This window comes from Clostridium beijerinckii HUN142 (assembly GCF_000621745.1).
Classification (GTDB): domain Bacteria; phylum Bacillota; class Clostridia; order Clostridiales; family Clostridiaceae; genus Clostridium; species Clostridium beijerinckii_A.
In genome coordinates this window covers 89,159-103,998 of sequence record NZ_JHXK01000021.1, presented here as the reverse complement: position 1 = coordinate 103,998, position 14,840 = coordinate 89,159, and the positions used below count along the sequence as shown (strand labels likewise).

The following is a 14,840-nucleotide window of genomic DNA, read 5'->3' as shown; positions in this document are numbered from 1 at the left end:
TTAAAATTTTATCTGAATCACTAGAATCCTAAGGACTGAACTTAAACAAATGAGAATTCAGTCCTTAAATTTATAAGCTGTAAAATAGAATATTATAAATTATAATTAGTTTATAAACGTATATTAATGAAAGCAAGGAAAATAGAATGGATTCTATAGTGAATTTTTCAAAATGCTATCAAAATGATTTCTCTGTTCCAGGATCATAATAGGATCAATTTCTTGTATATCCTTGTAAAACTTGAACATTAAACCGGCGGTGGTAGCTTGAGCCATTGTTAACACAATAGAAGTAATTAATTGAAACCTAAGATGTTTATTTCTTATATGAGAATGTTTTCTATATACACATATAGCTTCCTTACTATTAAAATATACAAACTGATTTAGTGAATTAAGATATATTCCTCCTTCTTCGAGTTTGAATTCATCATGATGAATATGAGTTTTAATTACCCAGTTTTCATAACTTCTATGATTATTTAGTAAGTGAACATTAGCATGTTGAGGGACTGTCAAGTCCTGAATTAGATGGCAGGTTGAGCCTAAATGGAACATTGCACTTTGAATATTCCCCTGGAAATATTCACTAAGTGCTTTTGTATAATAAGATATGCATTCTGATTTGGCATTGCTGTTTCCATATAGACCTTTATTCTTATGGGGATTGTAAAAATGATTACTGCTCTTTAAATCCTGGTCCGCCCAAACAACCCCAGCATTTATATCATCGATATATGACTCCATAAGTTTATAAACTTCAATATGCCCATCATTTTTTAGTATAGTTAAGGATTGATTATTTATAAATTTATGAACTTTGCATTCAGCTTTAATTATTCTCTTCTTTATAGGATTCACGGCCTTTAATATACCTTTAAATACATATGAATAAGACTTTTCTAATTTCTTCATAATCATCATTCCTGTCAATATATTTCTTTTAATTATTATAAACATAAGTAAAACTATTATCCGCAAAGATGCATAAACTTGGATATATTTCTTATAAAATTACTGTAAAATTTTAGTGGGGAAAAGAAGTTGTTTTCATGTGTATATGATGCAATAACTAATTTGAATATAAAATTATAGTGAGATAAACGCTTGCCTGAGGGTAAAATTCAGAAAATCAATTATAATGTATATATTGTGAAATATAAGCTTAAAGGGCTATAATGTATATATAAGTAAGTAGAGTTAAAATATTGTTTAAATAGAGGTGCGAATTTTGAAGAAAATTAACAGAAAAGTATTGTTAGGGATGTCTTCACTAATGTTGTTTACTTTAGGAGCATTATTTGGCGTTTCATTTAACGGAAAATCTAGTTATGGGGATCGTATATTAAATTTTATAGGATTAGGCCCATGGTCAAATATTGATACAGGGTTACACTATACAGCAATTATATCGTTAATGTTTTTAATACCGGCAGTTGTTTTAGGATATATGTTTTTAAAAGAAATTTTGGAATTGGAAAGCATGAATGGTAAGAGAAGAATAGAGACTTGGGAATGTAGGTTAAGTATATTAATAGTCTTAATAAGTGCTTTTGCTTTACCTGGGAAAATAGAACAGGATATGGGGAGTTTTTCAGAGTACGCGTTTGGCTTTCCTTTTAACTATTGGTTTATATATCAAGGGTTAGGTGGAAGTGGATTTGTAAAAATGTGATTAGGAGAGGGCGTAGCTCAACTCCTTTTTGCTTTTTTCATATGAAAATTTTATAGATCATAGATTCAGCATTTAAAATAAGAAGTATTCTTAAAAATTAAAGTAATATCAATTGATAAATAAAGGGCTAAATAAAAAAATTAAATATTATGTTATTGAAATATATTCATAATTATTAATATATTAATTAGAATAATTTTGTTTTTAAAAGTAATCCTATAAATTAGATAGATTTACAGGAGGTTTTAGAATGAAGTTATTAAAAAAGATGATAATATTTATTACAGTAACAGTCATAGTAATTGAAACATTAATGGGAGCTATTCCATTAAGAAGTCATAATAATTCAACAAATCCAGTAAATGTAGGAGTAGTTTTTTATAGATTCGATGATCCTTATGTTGTTGATTTAAGGAATAGCCTAGAAGATATTGAATCACAGAATAGAGGGATGATAAAATTTAATTTTTACAATAGCGAAAATAACAAAGATATACAAAATCAAACCATTAATACTCTGTTAGAAAGCGGAAAAATCGATCTTCTCATATTAAGCTTAGTAGATTTAGTAAACGATCCCAAAGAATTGATTAATTCAATCAAAGAAAAAAATATTCCAGTAATTTTTGCTAGTAAAAGAATCCTTAAGGTAGATGAAAATATAGTTAAATCATATGATAAAGCATACTATATACTGCCAGATTCAGAGCAGGCAGGAAGGCTACAAGGAAAATTGTTAGTTAATTTATGGAATTCAAATAAAAATACTATAGATACAAATAAAGATAGTATTATGCAGTATATAGTATTGCAGGGTGGAATTAATAGTAATGGTAATGAGTCAACAGATAGAACTAAATATTGCATTATGACAATCAGAGATGCTGGAATAAAAGTTGAACAACTTGAATCAGAATTTTGCAATTGGAGTGAGGATTTAGCTAGGGATTCAACGGATGCTTTATTGACTAGATACGGAAATAAAATTGAAGTAGTAATAGCTAATAACGATACTATGGCTGTTGGAGCTGTAAAAGCCTTACAAAAACATGGATATAATAAAGGTGATGGTACAAAAACTATACCTGTTGTTGGAATCGATGCTATTCCAGAATCGTTAAATTTCATACAAAAAGGATATATGGCAGGTACTGTTTTTCAGGATCCAGATGTTATGGCAAATGCATTTTTTGACGTTGCAATGCATTTATCAGGCAAAATACGTTTTGAATGTCCAAAGGAGTATCGATGTGATGAAAGTGGAAGAATAATTCAATTACCATTTAAAGAATATATGGGTTAGATCGAAAAATATATTTAAGTAATTAAAAAAATAGGTTGTTCTGATAATGAATTTTATTTACCTCAAATTTAATGGTTGCAAATTGGTCGTAAATAAAATTCATAGTTAAAAAATTAACAATGCATAAAAACTAATCTACAATATAGAGCGTAAGTGGCTCTTTTGTTAAAAAATGGTGTTATATGCTATTTTAGATGAGAAATAGAATAGAGATAATTAGAGGATGGTATATCTAAGATTAAATTAGATATAGGCAACTTGTAAGTAAATACATTTGTAGTATAATATGTACAAGAATAATAACAAAGAGTTAATCTAGATATTGAAATTAAATTTTTATATTCTAGTCTCAATTTAGCACTGAGATTTCTCGAGTGTTAAATGTATATTTATAATTGCAACATATATATGGGGGAATGTGCATGGGGATAACAGTATTGATAGCATTTTTTTCAGCTATTGCTGTTGTATTATTTCAGACGGTTTTGACAGTAATTGGAGCTAATCCATATAAAAAAGTTTATCACGAGCTTCTCTTAGAATTAAGTCAAAATCCAAAGGATGAGGAGTTAAAGGAAAGAACAATAGAGACTGGAAATGAATATTATAGTAGAATTAAATCTTATGGAATGGACAGCTATAGAGGAGTAGTATGTTCTGGACGTATGATGAGATTAATAGGGCCTGTGGATGAAAAAATGCTTTTGGAGGATATGTATACAATAATTAAAGTGAGTACTACTAGTAAATGAGTGAGCAAATATTATATCTATTCAAGTAGATATAAAGAAGAATGTCTGTAAGTAATGATGGGCTAATAAATAAGGAGTTATTTTATGGGAATAATTGGGATTTTGCCTGTATTTGCATTGGCTATATCTGGAGTTATATATTTTGGAGTGAAAGTATTAGAACGTGTATTAAATAAAAATATAATGGGATATGCGATTTTATTATTAATAATTGCTTTTATAGGTGTTTATGGACTTCTATATTTTTCAGAGGATGATGGATGCGGCGGAGGAGCAATATTTTTACTTTTATCTACTTTTGCAGTAGATTTCTTTATGATTATTTTTTTCATAATTGAAAAGTTATATAAAAAATTTAGAGCACGGTTACGATAGAATTATGTAAATTGTGGACAAGAAATATATTTATTAGAAATGGAGTTACATTAAGGATGGAAAGAAGTATAAAAATTTTTATTGCAGGTGATTCTACAGCTGCCACAAAATTGCCAGATGAGAAGCCAGAAACAGGATGGGGAGAAAGAATCGGAGAATTTTTTAATGATGATATAGAAATTTGTAATTTTGCTATCAATGGAAGAAGTTCTAAAAGTTTTATAGATGAGGGGATATTAAAAAAGATATCTGAATTAATTAAGTCGGATGATTTTTTATTTATAGAATTTGGTCATAATGATGAAAAAGAAAATGAGGAATTACATACAGAGCCATTTACTACATATAAGGGTTATTTAACTGAGTATATTAAAGTTGCTAGAAATGCTGGTGCACACCCAGTATTGTTAACATCTATACATAGAAGAAATTTTGATGAAAATGGTGTTATAAAAGATACACATGGAGATTATCTTGTAGCTGTAAGAGAGCTTGCGGCTGAATTAAACGTACAATTAATAGATATGAGTGAAAAAAGTAAGTGCTTATTTGAACAATTAGGAATAGAGAAAACTAAAGAAATATTCTTATGGGTTAAACCAGGTGAAAATCTCAATCATCCTGATGGGGTCCAAGACAATACTCACTTTTCGGAAAAAGGAGCAAAAGAAATAGCAGGGATTGTAGTAGAAGGAATAAAAGAAAACCATATAGAATCATTGGTAAGATGTATGAAATAGAGGCAAGTGTATATTGAATAAGTTGAAGTTTCCTGGACATATATGAAACCAGTATTGAGGTGATTTCTTTGTTAAAAGTAGGAAATAAATGTATCACACATATATGTCTTAACGATTATAATGGTAATGTGTATACTTGTCTAAGGTTATTAAGTGAAATAATCCCTTAGAAATATAGGGGGAAGTGTATTGTATGCACATAGATGAATAGAATTTTATAGATACAGCAAAAAAGGAAGGTTTAATATAATAAGCATATCTTAAGCGGTAAGAATACTTTATAGGCCTTACATATGTATTTAGCATTGGAAGTATTTACAATGTTAATGAGGCAGTAATTTCGATATATGTTACTTGAATAAAAGAAGAAAAGAGACTAAAATATGAATTGGATATTTGCAATCTAAGGAGGATTTGTATGAAAAATATTGATGCTAGACTAAATAAGATTATCCCTAATGCTTTACTTATAAGCTCAGGAACAAGTTTTGTTGCTGGAACAACCCTTAAAGTTACTGCGTTATATTGGATATCATCTTTATTATTAATTTCATGGTATAGATATATAAATAAAAAGTAATTAATAAATGTTAATTATAGAGAAATCAATAAATATGTTTAATATAATAACTATTTAAAACACCTCATTATTAAAGAAATTTAATGATGAGGTGTTTTATTTTATGTAATATATATTGCAATTCACAATGCACAATTCACAATTACGGATAAAATTCTTGTAATATTTTTAGAATTATTATGAAGAATTATTTTTGCAACATATATATTTTTTTATTTAATAAAGGTGAAGGAGATTTGATTATGTGGTAAAATTAGGTATAAAAGTATGATTAAGAAGTAAGTATTATAAAATTATTAAAGGGTGAATTATAGCCTGTACATTAACTAGAAGGAGAATTGCTGATTTGTAAATTGAAATTAATATATGTGTATTGAAATTCTAAACGATATCATTGTTATGTCCTTAATCGTGCACCTGGCTTGCTAGAGTTTTAAATGTAGATCTATTAATGAAATACATATATTGCTTATGGAAAAACTTGTTATGACAGACTTATATGATTATGGAGATAATTATAATAATTTAAAAATTAGTAGAATATGCAATGGAAAAAGCTGAAAGTAGAAAAATAGTTATAAATTATAATGTGTGAGAGGTGTTAAAATTGAAAATTACTAATAGAATATTCTTTATAGCAAGTATTATATTTGGCGGACTCACAATTATTTCAATATTTTTTATTCATAGTGATATTGCAAGTATATTTCTGGGGATTTCCCTATTATTTGGTGGTTTAGATGAAGTTAATTTATTAAAAGGTATGGATTCAGAAGAGACTAATAGAGGAAGTAAGACTGGTGGAATAATTGCGATAGTCGCAGGTTTATTTATAATAATTGCTTATATTGTTAGATTCTTATCGTAGATTGGTAGACTTTCAAGTTACGTAAGGCATTTGTGGTTTAGCGGGATACATTATATATAAAGAATACTGTAACAAATATCAGGCTGCTTGAAGAAAATTAAGAATAATATTGTTTACGAGATTTGTTATAAACAATTAAAAATAGTGAAATAAAAGAACTAATTGAATTATATGATTAAATTCAATTAGTTCTTCTATTTGCAAAGACAAAATTATTTCTTGACTGTTATTATTAATTATAATAAATATTTAAGCCATTATTGATTCAGTATCATCATTCATAGAAGTTGCTTTCTTGCTATGAAGGCAATAATATAAGAAAATGCAAAGAACTGCAACTGCTGCCATCATCATATATAAGCCTCGATATCCTATTAATGGGACAAAGTAACCTAAGATAAATGGTCCAATACCAACCCCTAAATCTTGAAATATAAAATTGGTAGAAGTAGCTAATCCTATACGATGTTTTGGTGAAACCTTTATTGCAATTGCTTGTACACTAGATGAAGTTGTACCATAACCAAGACCTAGTATAGCGGCAGCTAATAAAAGAGTTAAGCTTCCATGAGTTTGACTAAGGAAAAATAAAGATAAGGCAAACAATGCTATTGCTGGATACATAACAAAATTCTCACCTTTTTTATCAAACATTTGTCCAGTGAAAGGTCTTGAAAGCAAAACAAATACTGCATAAACGATAAAGAAGAGACTTCCAACGCTCATTAAATTAATTTCTTTAGAATAAGAGCTTATAAAAGTAAGTATGCTTGAATAACCAAGAGCAATTACTCCAGCAATAATTGAGATAGGAATAGCTTTTATTTCAAAGAAATTATGCAAAGAAAAATCTTTATTATTATTTGAATGTTCTTTTACAATTTCCAACTTTGGAATTTTTATAAAAAAGACAGCAAAAAAACTAAGTATTAAGAAAATAATACATACAACAAAATTCATATAAAAGTTTGAATGCTCAGTAATAAACATGCCTAAAAAAGGCCCAATTGCAGCTGCAATAGTAAGACTTAATGCATAATACCCAGTACCTTCTCCACGACGTTCATTTGGAATTATCTTTGCTACAATAGTTCCAGTTGCTGTTGAAGCAATTCCCATTGCAGCACCATTTAAGAAACGATTAATGAATAAGAACACCATACTATTCACTAAAAAATATAAAAATGTAGTAGCTAAAAATAAAATAAATCCGATATAAAGCATTTTCTTCCATCCAACTTGGTCAATATATCTTCCAGAGAAAATACGTGAAAGAAGTACTCCTATTACAAATATACCAGAAGCTAATCCAGCTTCACTTGGTGATGCATGAAATCTTTCTGTTGCAAATGTGGTTATAGTAACCATCAATAAATAAAATGTAAAATAAAGAAAGAAGTTTGCCGTCGAAACAATTAAGAAATTTTTCGTCCATAATTTAGGTTTGTCCATTTTTTATATCTCCTTTTCATTCGTAATATTTTTTTGTATTTTAGGAAGTGTCTCAAATATTATGATTTGATCATCTTCTGAAATACCCTTTACCACGTCATTTTCTAATTGAGTTATTCTTTCACGGCATACATCATAAAGTTCTTCACCGATTTCAGTTAGCTCAATTATTTTTTCACGTCTATCTTTACCAGATATTGTTTTTACTATTAGTCGTTCTTCTAAGCGTTGAACTCTTCGTGTTATGCTAGGCTTTTCGATATTATAGTAGTTAGCAATATCTACTAGGGAAGATGGTTGGTTATTTTTTAGATATAGAATAACCTGCCATAATGAATAAGAAAGATCATATTCACCTAGTAATTCGTTTAGCTTACTTATAAGAGGTCGATGTAGTGAAAAAAAGCGTTGAAATAGTCCTTGCATATTATACCCTCCCAAAAAAATATAGTTACCATGGTTAACTATTACCCAGGGTAATTATACTATTTTTATTTATAATGTCAAGTCGATTATATAGAAATATTGGAAATCTAATTGAAAGAGTAATGAAAAATGAACAGCAAAATCCCATTATTCAAGATGATGATGATGGGATTTTTTTTAGTTATAAGTTTCCTTAATTAAAATTAGATTAAAATATAGAATTACTTGAAGATAAATTTATATTTTTTGAATAATAGAACGATATTGTGAAACTAATTACCGAAATATATATTGCAAAAATAATTCTTCATGATAATTCTAAAAATATTGCAAGAATTTTAACTGCAATTGTGCATTGCAACATATATATTAAGTTATTTTTAATTTTATACTCATAAATAGTTAATATTATACTGATATACTAGAAACAGTAAGTAATATATGATGCGATAATAAACTTGCAGTTAATATTTCAGTAGAACAAGTTCTTAATTTTTAGAATAAAAAAATTTAGCTGCATCACTATTATTGGAATATTCATAATAATTTTTGTAAAAGCATTAAGGGAGATGGGAAATACGTATGGAAAATAAAAAAACAAAACAAGAGACACTAACAATTGGATTACTGCTAGTATATTTAGTAGTGTTAACATGGATTATATTGTTTAAAATGCAATTCTCACTTAAGGAATTAGGATACTTTAGAAGTATTAACATAATTCCATTTCATGAATCTGTGATAGTAAATAGTAGGATTGAGTTTTCTGAAATATATGATAACATACTTGTATTTGTGCCGTTTGGAATCTATATTGGTATGATAGAATGTAAATGGTCTTCCGTGAAAAAAATTGCTTTGATAGCAAGTGTAAGTCTGTTATACGAGGTATTACAATTCATATTTGCAATAGGTGCATCAGATATAACTGATATTATAGGAAATACCTTTGGAGGAATTGTTGGAATTACGATTTATGGTGTTTTCCTCAAATTATTTAAAACAGAGTTTAAAGCAAATAAAATTATAAATATTATTGCATTAGCTGGAACAATTTTAGTTATTTTATTGTTAGCATTTTTAGTTTTGGCTAATAATTAGAAATTTGAATTTTATAGAACTAAAGGTTTAGGGGGTAAGTACAAATATAATTGTTCTGTCATTTCTAAATAGCCAAATATCATTAAATTCGCAAAATATAGTTAGTGCAAATGTAAATATTTTTTAGGAATCACGGAACAATTCGATTACAAAAATGTGTTATAATTTACATATATTATATGAAAAGGCGTGAAGATATTATGAAAAGAAAAATTATTGCATTTTGTAGTATTTTAGTTTGTTGCATTATAGCTTTTTTAATTTTTTATCACAATACACAATATAATAAATATACAATAAAGGGTGCCGCGTACATTACAGAAAAGAATAAGCACTTAGTTGGGACGGAAGTTGTAGAGGGAAAAGGGCAGGTAGAAGAATATGATGCGCATAACATGCTGAAATATAGTAAAACCATAAAAAATATACCTGATGAAATGAAGCTATTGGATTCCGCTTTGATTAGTGACTTTGTAACAAAAGAAAAAAACAATGAATATATAACTCCAGAGATAATAGAGACAAATGGCAGTATAGGTGTATTTACAAAGGATGATGGCAGTGGATGGAAACTAAAAAAAGGAGATACATTAGTATTTAATTTTGACAAATATCAATCAAAAGTAATTAAGGATCAAACAGCAGTAATCGGCTATGTAGTAAATGGGAAAATGGTAAAAGGAGAAAGTTTTAAAGACTTATCAGGAAGTTATGAAATAACAGCAGATGAGCCTGGAGAATATTATATCTACACAATCGATGCTAGTTCAGAATATCTTGCATTCAAAGAAGGAAGCATTAGTGTTCACGAGTGCTAATTTGCTTGCAATTTGAAGTGTAAAGGCAAGAAGAATATCAGACTTTACAGGTAAGTGAAATATAAATAGTAACTTTGTTGGAGGAAACAATGTTTTCGTATGATAATATTCAAAAATTTAATGAAACTGAAATTAAGATATATAAGTTTATCATTGATAATGAAGAAAAAATACCTTATATGACTATTTGAGAATTAGCTAATTCAATTCAGGTATCAACATCGACGATTATTAGATTCTGTAATAAGTTAGATTGTGATGGGTATAAGGAATTCAAAGAAAAACTTAAGAAATATGTACATAGAATGCAGGAAATACCACCACAAAGTGATTTGACTGAGATGTTAAATTACTTTAAGAAAACTAACATTAATTCCTTTGAACAGAAAATAGAGCAAGGCGCAGAGGTGATTAGAAAATCAGAAACAGTGCTATTTTTAGGTTCAGGTTCATCTGGTGCACTTGCGAAATATGGGGCAAGATATTTCTCTAATTTGGGGAAATTTTCAATGGGATTGGAAGATACATTTTATCCAATTACTAAGGATATGAAGACTACAGTGGTAATTGCACTTTCAGTTTCAGGAGAAACAAAGGGCGTTATAGACTTAATAAATCAATTCAAAGTTAGTAAATGTATTATTTTGAGTATAACAAATCAGTCCAATTCGACTATTGCTAAGATGTCAGACTGGAATATTTCATACAATATTGACATGCATCAAGCTAATGGTGGATATAATGCTACTACACAAGTGCCAGTGTTATTTCTTATAGAAGCATTGGCAAGAAGAATATGAATTTTGAAACATCTTGTTACTAGATATGTAACAAGATGTTTTTTATACTGTTGATAAACGCAATTACGAAAAAAAGGAGCATTATAATATGAAAACAGAATTAGAAAAATGTATGGCAGGAGAGAATTATAACTGTCATGATGAAATTTTTTTAGGATTTAAGAAGACAGCAAGAACATTACTTTCAAAATATAATAGTCTTAGTTATGATGGTAAGGAAGAAAAAAGAGAAATTCTAGGAAGCCTTTTTGGTAGAATAGGGAGTAATATATCCGTCGGATCTCCATTTATATGTGACTATGGCCGTAATATCTATATGGGTAATAATGTATCTGTTAATATGAATTGTACTTTTGTAGATTGCAACAAAATTACTATAGGCAATAATGTACTAATTGCATCTAATGTGCAAATTTATACAGCAACTCATCCAATAGAGCTAGAGGACAGATTAGTAGAAAATTGGGATCCAGAAACTGGGGAATATTTTTGCAATACTTACGCACTTTCTATTACTATAGGCGATGGATGTTGGATTGGAGGCGGAGTTATTATTTTACCTGGAGTTAGTATTGGAAATGGAAGTGTTATAGGGGCAGGTAGTGTAGTAACAAAGGATATTCCTGAAAATAGAGTAGCAGCTGGAAATCCATGTAGAGTGATTAGGAAAATTAATGGAGTACAATAATATTATAAAGCTGTTAAAAAAATATTGTATTAATAAGAATGAATTTTGCTATGTAGGTGATGCATTCTCTGATGTAGTAGCCTGTAGAGAAGTAAGCGTAACGTGTTTGTCGGCAGCGTGGTCAAATAGTGTTGACCTAGAAGAGTTGAAAAAAATTAATACAAATCATATATTTAATGATGTTTGTAGTTTGAAGATATTTTTAGAAGGAACAATTTAAATTATTTTAAAAATGTATACTGGAGGAGTATAAAAAATGATTACAGAAGGAGATATTAATATAAGAACTATTGAGGAACGTGATTTAAAAGTAATTTATGAATTTAATTCGCAAAAGACATGTGAAGATTATCAAGAATTTCAATTTGAATCATTTCGAAAACTACAACTTGAATATGAGAAAGATGGTTTTTGCTCCTCTGAGTTTCAAATACTGAATGTAGAAAAAGAAGAGCAAACAATTGGATCACTTTACTTAAGTTTTTATAGACAAGGAATTGTGAGAATTGGCTTGGTTTTAAGTTCCGATAATTGTAACAAAGGAAATGGAACAGTTATACTTAATTTAATAGTAAAGTATATATTCGAGAATTACCCAATAGTAAGGATAGAAGTTGATACTGACGTGGAGAATATCATTGCTCAAAAGTTATTGCAAAAAGCAGGATTTCTAAGAGAAGGTACATTGAGAAAATATCGTTATCATCATGGTGCATATCATGATTCATATATTTATAGCATTATAAAGTAGTTATTTAGAAAAGATATCCTTCTAAAATAAAGAGTAGTGTTCTATTGAATATGTTATAACTATGTGTAAAATCTACTAAAATTCCATGAAGAGAGGGATTTAAATAAATGATTAAAGAAATTGAAATGCGTAGAAGTATAAGAAAATATAGTAATAAACCAGTAGAAAACGAAAAAATAAATGAATTACTAGAAAGTGCAAGGCTTGCTCCATCAGGTAACAATACTCAGCTTTGGCATTACATAGTGGTTAAATCTGAAGAAATGAGACAAAAAATAGTAGAAGCTTCTCATAATCAAAAATGGATGTTTACAGCTCCAGTATTTATTGTATGTGTTGCAGATATACGTTGCAGAATTAAAGAAGGGGATGTGTATTTAGATGATAACAGTCCTCAGGATGAATTAAAAAGAATAATTAGAGATACTTCAATTTCAACAAGGTATATGCTACTGGAAGCTAATAGCTTGGGGCTAGGCGTTTGCTGGGTGGCAGAATTCACACAGGAAGAAATTAGACCAGTATTAAATATACCATCAGACAAATATGTAGTTGGAGTCTTAACTATTGGATATCCAGATGAAACTCCTAAAGCTCGTCCGAGAAAGAAGCTTGAATATATGGTTCATTACGAAAGTTGGGAGTAATAAAGTAATAACTACATTAACATTTAATATATTGAAATCTAGCTCTAATTAGGAAATTGTTTTTCTAGAGTTTTAAATTTAAATCTATTAAGGAAATATATATAATGATTTATAAACCATAAAAAGTAAATATTCGATTAAAGTATCACACTATTAAAATTTCAAGTTGGTAGTGTGATTATTTTTATATCAATGAAATAATTTTAATAAGAAGTAATTCATAATTAAGTTTTTATACAGTTTATGGGCAATGCAAATACAAGTTGCGTATTTGCAATTACAGGTTGGTGTTATTTTAGTGTAAAACTCATTATAATTTGCACATAATAATAAAGAAAAGAGGTATGAAGTTATGAGTTTTTTAGATAATTTAAAATTAATTAGGCAAGAAAGAAATATTTCACAAGAGAAGCTAGCAGAAATAGTTGGAGTAAGCCGCCAGGCAGTTTCTAAATGGGAGCAGGGAAGTGGCTATCCAGAAATGGAGAAATTGCTTATCTTATCTAAAGAACTTAATGTATCTTTAGATTATTTGATGTTGAGTGAAATAAGGTCTAGTTAAAATGATAAACCTTTATCTACTAATGTAATTATGCCAACTGGGAAAATCACTATTAAATCGCATGACGGAAAATCAATTGTTAATTGCTATAAAGTTTTAGCGTCAAGTGTAATGTATAAAGCAAGAAATGATGAGCCTAAATATTGGTTAATCGGTATTAATAGCGGAGCACTTTGGGGAGAAAAATCAACTGTACTTGGATGGTATGCTGATGAAGAAAATATTAAAAAAGAAATGGATGAAATTGCAGATGCAATTAATAAAGGAATACCAGTATATGAATTAAAATATGCAGTAAAAGTTAAAAATAAAATGCGGAGAGTAAAAATAGATGAAGATTAATAAAAGGTAGAGGCTGTTTTAAATGTAACTGCCTCTACCTTTTATGTAGGTCATTGCTGTATTCTAATATTCTTCAGAATATGCTGGAATAATGCGGGCTTAGGGGATATTAGCTGAAAAACTTTGTTTTTTTAACAGATAAGAGTATTAAACATATCCACCATTAATTCGAATAGTCTGGCCCGTTATCCATTGAGCTTTATCACTAACCAAAAATTCAATAGCATTCGCTATGTCGTCTGGTTCACCAATACGTCCAAAGGAATTCATTTGTTTAATTGCCTCAATCTGCTCATATGTCTTTCCAACGTTGAAAAGTTCAGTATTTATTGGACCGGGTGCTACAGCATTAATTGTAATTTTTTTAGGGCCAAATTCCTTTGCTAGTTGACGTGTGATTTGTTCAACTGCTCCTTTTGTGGCTGCATAAACGCTATAAGTTGGGAACATACTTTCAACAACTGAGGTAGAAAAATTAATGATTCTTCCGTTATTCTCCATATGTTTCATAGCTTGTTGGCATGCAAAATAAGTACCTTTCACATTTATATTAAAAAGCTTATCAAATTCTTCTTCTGTTACATCAGAAAGTAATTTATAAAGTATTACGCCTGCATTATTTATTAATATATCTACCTTTCCAAATTTAGTGATTGTTTCTGAAAACAATCTTTCAACGTCTTTTATGTTGCTAACATCAGCTTTAATTGCAACGGCTTGTTCGCCTGATTTAGTTATTTCTTCTACAACTTCTTCTGCTTTTACTGCATTACTAGAATAATTGACAACTACTTTAGCTCCAAGTACAGATAATTGTTTAGCTATAGCACTTCCTATTCCTCTAGATGCACCTGTTATTATTGCAACTTTACCTTCTAAGTTTCTCATTGATATAAACCTCCATTAAAATAATTTACTTATAATTAAAGATATATGAGAGTATTTGCATTGAGTAAATAT

Annotated in this window: 21 protein-coding genes and 1 pseudogene; 18 read left to right on the top strand and 4 right to left on the bottom strand. The window is 28.8% G+C overall.

Annotated features, from left to right (window positions below; translation table 11 throughout):
- Positions 1-153: 153 nt before the first annotated feature.
- Positions 154-960 (bottom strand): zinc dependent phospholipase C family protein, encoded by an 807-nt coding sequence (locus tag T483_RS0111665; RefSeq protein WP_242841852.1) that lies wholly within the window; start codon positions 958-960, stop codon positions 154-156.
- 271 nt (positions 961-1,231) lie between these two features.
- Here T483_RS0111665 and T483_RS29050 point away from each other — a divergent pair, with 271 nt between their 5' ends.
- The 7 genes from T483_RS29050 (at position 1,232) to T483_RS0111630 (ending at position 6,293) form a co-directional block, all read left to right on the top strand.
- Positions 1,232-1,675: a hypothetical protein gene (locus tag T483_RS29050; protein ID WP_242841851.1), complete on the top strand. Its 444-nt coding sequence runs from the start codon at positions 1,232-1,234 to the stop codon at positions 1,673-1,675.
- Between the two features lie 250 nt (positions 1,676-1,925).
- On the top strand, positions 1,926-2,978 hold the full coding sequence (locus T483_RS0111655; protein ID WP_026887011.1) for a galactose ABC transporter substrate-binding protein: 1,053 nt from the start codon (positions 1,926-1,928) through the stop codon (positions 2,976-2,978).
- Between the two features lie 422 nt (positions 2,979-3,400).
- The gene (locus T483_RS0111650) at positions 3,401-3,730 is read left to right on the top strand and encodes a hypothetical protein (protein ID WP_026887010.1); all 330 of its coding nucleotides are present in this window, start codon (positions 3,401-3,403) and stop codon (positions 3,728-3,730) included.
- An 84-nt stretch (positions 3,731-3,814) separates the two neighbouring features.
- Positions 3,815-4,105 carry a hypothetical protein gene (locus T483_RS0111645; RefSeq protein ID WP_026887009.1) on the top strand — a complete coding sequence of 97 codons (291 nt, stop codon included), beginning with the start codon at positions 3,815-3,817 and terminating at the stop codon, positions 4,103-4,105.
- Between the two features lie 56 nt (positions 4,106-4,161).
- Positions 4,162-4,845, top strand: a complete 684-nt coding sequence (locus tag T483_RS0111640; protein ID WP_026887008.1) for a rhamnogalacturonan acetylesterase — start codon at positions 4,162-4,164, stop codon at positions 4,843-4,845.
- A 418-nt stretch (positions 4,846-5,263) separates the two neighbouring features.
- Positions 5,264-5,425, top strand: coding sequence for a hypothetical protein (locus T483_RS31010; protein ID WP_155268475.1), 162 nt, complete (start codon positions 5,264-5,266; stop codon positions 5,423-5,425).
- 607 nt (positions 5,426-6,032) lie between these two features.
- On the top strand, positions 6,033-6,293 hold the full coding sequence (locus T483_RS0111630) for a hypothetical protein (protein WP_026887007.1): 261 nt from the start codon (positions 6,033-6,035) through the stop codon (positions 6,291-6,293).
- 249 nt (positions 6,294-6,542) lie between these two features.
- Here T483_RS0111630 and T483_RS0111625 read toward each other — a convergent pair whose 3' ends face one another.
- Entirely contained in the window at positions 6,543-7,745 is a 1,203-nt protein-coding gene (locus T483_RS0111625; RefSeq protein WP_026887006.1) for an MFS transporter, read from the bottom strand.
- A 3-nt stretch (positions 7,746-7,748) separates the two neighbouring features.
- Entirely contained in the window at positions 7,749-8,171 is a 423-nt protein-coding gene (locus tag T483_RS0111620; protein WP_026887005.1) for a MarR family winged helix-turn-helix transcriptional regulator, read from the bottom strand.
- Positions 8,172-8,245: 74 nt separating this feature from the next.
- Between T483_RS0111620 and T483_RS32450 the strand changes: the two genes are divergently transcribed.
- From T483_RS32450 to T483_RS32150, 11 genes and pseudogenes are all read left to right on the top strand, one after another.
- Positions 8,246-8,368 carry a hypothetical protein gene (locus T483_RS32450; protein ID WP_278247425.1) on the top strand — a complete coding sequence of 41 codons (123 nt, stop codon included), beginning with the start codon at positions 8,246-8,248 and terminating at the stop codon, positions 8,366-8,368.
- A gap of 385 nt (positions 8,369-8,753) precedes the next feature.
- Positions 8,754-9,272, top strand: coding sequence for a VanZ family protein (locus T483_RS0111615; RefSeq protein WP_026887004.1), 519 nt, complete (start codon positions 8,754-8,756; stop codon positions 9,270-9,272).
- A gap of 200 nt (positions 9,273-9,472) precedes the next feature.
- Positions 9,473-10,090 (top strand): hypothetical protein, encoded by a 618-nt coding sequence (locus T483_RS0111610; RefSeq protein WP_026887003.1) that lies wholly within the window; start codon positions 9,473-9,475, stop codon positions 10,088-10,090.
- Positions 10,091-10,293: 203 nt separating this feature from the next.
- Positions 10,294-10,377 (top strand): annotated as a pseudogene (locus T483_RS32650) (MurR/RpiR family transcriptional regulator); the annotation flags it as partial.
- Between the two features lie 18 nt (positions 10,378-10,395).
- A complete protein-coding gene (locus T483_RS29045; RefSeq protein ID WP_242841850.1) occupies positions 10,396-10,890 on the top strand; it encodes an SIS domain-containing protein in 495 nt (164 codons plus the stop codon).
- An 88-nt stretch (positions 10,891-10,978) separates the two neighbouring features.
- A complete protein-coding gene (locus tag T483_RS0111600) occupies positions 10,979-11,578 on the top strand; it encodes a sugar O-acetyltransferase (protein WP_026887002.1) in 600 nt (199 codons plus the stop codon).
- A complete protein-coding gene (locus tag T483_RS0111595; RefSeq protein ID WP_026887001.1) occupies positions 11,565-11,798 on the top strand; it encodes a hypothetical protein in 234 nt (77 codons plus the stop codon). The genes T483_RS0111600 and T483_RS0111595 overlap by 14 nt, the downstream gene beginning before the upstream one ends.
- Positions 11,799-11,834: 36 nt before the next feature.
- Positions 11,835-12,329, top strand: a complete 495-nt coding sequence (locus tag T483_RS0111590) for a GNAT family N-acetyltransferase (RefSeq protein WP_026887000.1) — start codon at positions 11,835-11,837, stop codon at positions 12,327-12,329.
- 107 nt (positions 12,330-12,436) lie between these two features.
- Entirely contained in the window at positions 12,437-12,976 is a 540-nt protein-coding gene (locus tag T483_RS0111585) for a nitroreductase family protein (protein WP_026886999.1), read from the top strand.
- A 352-nt stretch (positions 12,977-13,328) separates the two neighbouring features.
- Positions 13,329-13,538: a helix-turn-helix domain-containing protein gene (locus T483_RS32155; protein WP_242841849.1), complete on the top strand. Its 210-nt coding sequence runs from the start codon at positions 13,329-13,331 to the stop codon at positions 13,536-13,538.
- Between the two features lie 30 nt (positions 13,539-13,568).
- A complete protein-coding gene (locus T483_RS32150; RefSeq protein ID WP_242841848.1) occupies positions 13,569-13,880 on the top strand; it encodes a hypothetical protein in 312 nt (103 codons plus the stop codon).
- Between the two features lie 147 nt (positions 13,881-14,027).
- On the opposite strand, the gene T483_RS0111575 is transcribed toward T483_RS32150, so the two are convergent.
- A complete protein-coding gene (locus T483_RS0111575) occupies positions 14,028-14,768 on the bottom strand; it encodes an SDR family oxidoreductase (RefSeq protein ID WP_026886998.1) in 741 nt (246 codons plus the stop codon).
- Between the last annotated feature and the right edge of the window lie 72 nt (positions 14,769-14,840).

Coding starts and splice junctions, on each gene's coding strand:
- T483_RS0111650 (WP_026887010.1), top strand. CDS start 3,401: ATGGGGATAACAGTATTGATAGCATTTTTTTCAGCTATTGCTGTTGTA.
- T483_RS0111575 (WP_026886998.1), bottom strand. CDS start 14,768: ATGAGAAACTTAGAAGGTAAAGTTGCAATAATAACAGGTGCATCTAGA.
- T483_RS0111585 (WP_026886999.1), top strand. CDS start 12,437: ATGATTAAAGAAATTGAAATGCGTAGAAGTATAAGAAAATATAGTAAT.
- T483_RS0111610 (WP_026887003.1), top strand. CDS start 9,473: ATGAAAAGAAAAATTATTGCATTTTGTAGTATTTTAGTTTGTTGCATT.
- T483_RS0111615 (WP_026887004.1), top strand. CDS start 8,754: ATGGAAAATAAAAAAACAAAACAAGAGACACTAACAATTGGATTACTG.
- T483_RS0111665 (WP_242841852.1), bottom strand. CDS start 960: ATGTTTATAATAATTAAAAGAAATATATTGACAGGAATGATGATTATG.
- T483_RS0111655 (WP_026887011.1), top strand. CDS start 1,926: ATGAAGTTATTAAAAAAGATGATAATATTTATTACAGTAACAGTCATA.
- T483_RS0111590 (WP_026887000.1), top strand. CDS start 11,835: ATGATTACAGAAGGAGATATTAATATAAGAACTATTGAGGAACGTGAT.
- T483_RS0111640 (WP_026887008.1), top strand. CDS start 4,162: ATGGAAAGAAGTATAAAAATTTTTATTGCAGGTGATTCTACAGCTGCC.
- T483_RS0111600 (WP_026887002.1), top strand. CDS start 10,979: ATGAAAACAGAATTAGAAAAATGTATGGCAGGAGAGAATTATAACTGT.
- T483_RS0111620 (WP_026887005.1), bottom strand. CDS start 8,171: ATGCAAGGACTATTTCAACGCTTTTTTTCACTACATCGACCTCTTATA.
- T483_RS32155 (WP_242841849.1), top strand. CDS start 13,329: ATGAGTTTTTTAGATAATTTAAAATTAATTAGGCAAGAAAGAAATATT.
- T483_RS0111645 (WP_026887009.1), top strand. CDS start 3,815: ATGGGAATAATTGGGATTTTGCCTGTATTTGCATTGGCTATATCTGGA.
- T483_RS0111625 (WP_026887006.1), bottom strand. CDS start 7,745: ATGGACAAACCTAAATTATGGACGAAAAATTTCTTAATTGTTTCGACG.
- T483_RS31010 (WP_155268475.1), top strand. CDS start 5,264: ATGAAAAATATTGATGCTAGACTAAATAAGATTATCCCTAATGCTTTA.
- T483_RS32150 (WP_242841848.1), top strand. CDS start 13,569: ATGCCAACTGGGAAAATCACTATTAAATCGCATGACGGAAAATCAATT.
- T483_RS0111595 (WP_026887001.1), top strand. CDS start 11,565: ATGGAGTACAATAATATTATAAAGCTGTTAAAAAAATATTGTATTAAT.
- T483_RS29045 (WP_242841850.1), top strand. CDS start 10,396: ATGCAGGAAATACCACCACAAAGTGATTTGACTGAGATGTTAAATTAC.
- T483_RS32450 (WP_278247425.1), top strand. CDS start 8,246: ATGTCAAGTCGATTATATAGAAATATTGGAAATCTAATTGAAAGAGTA.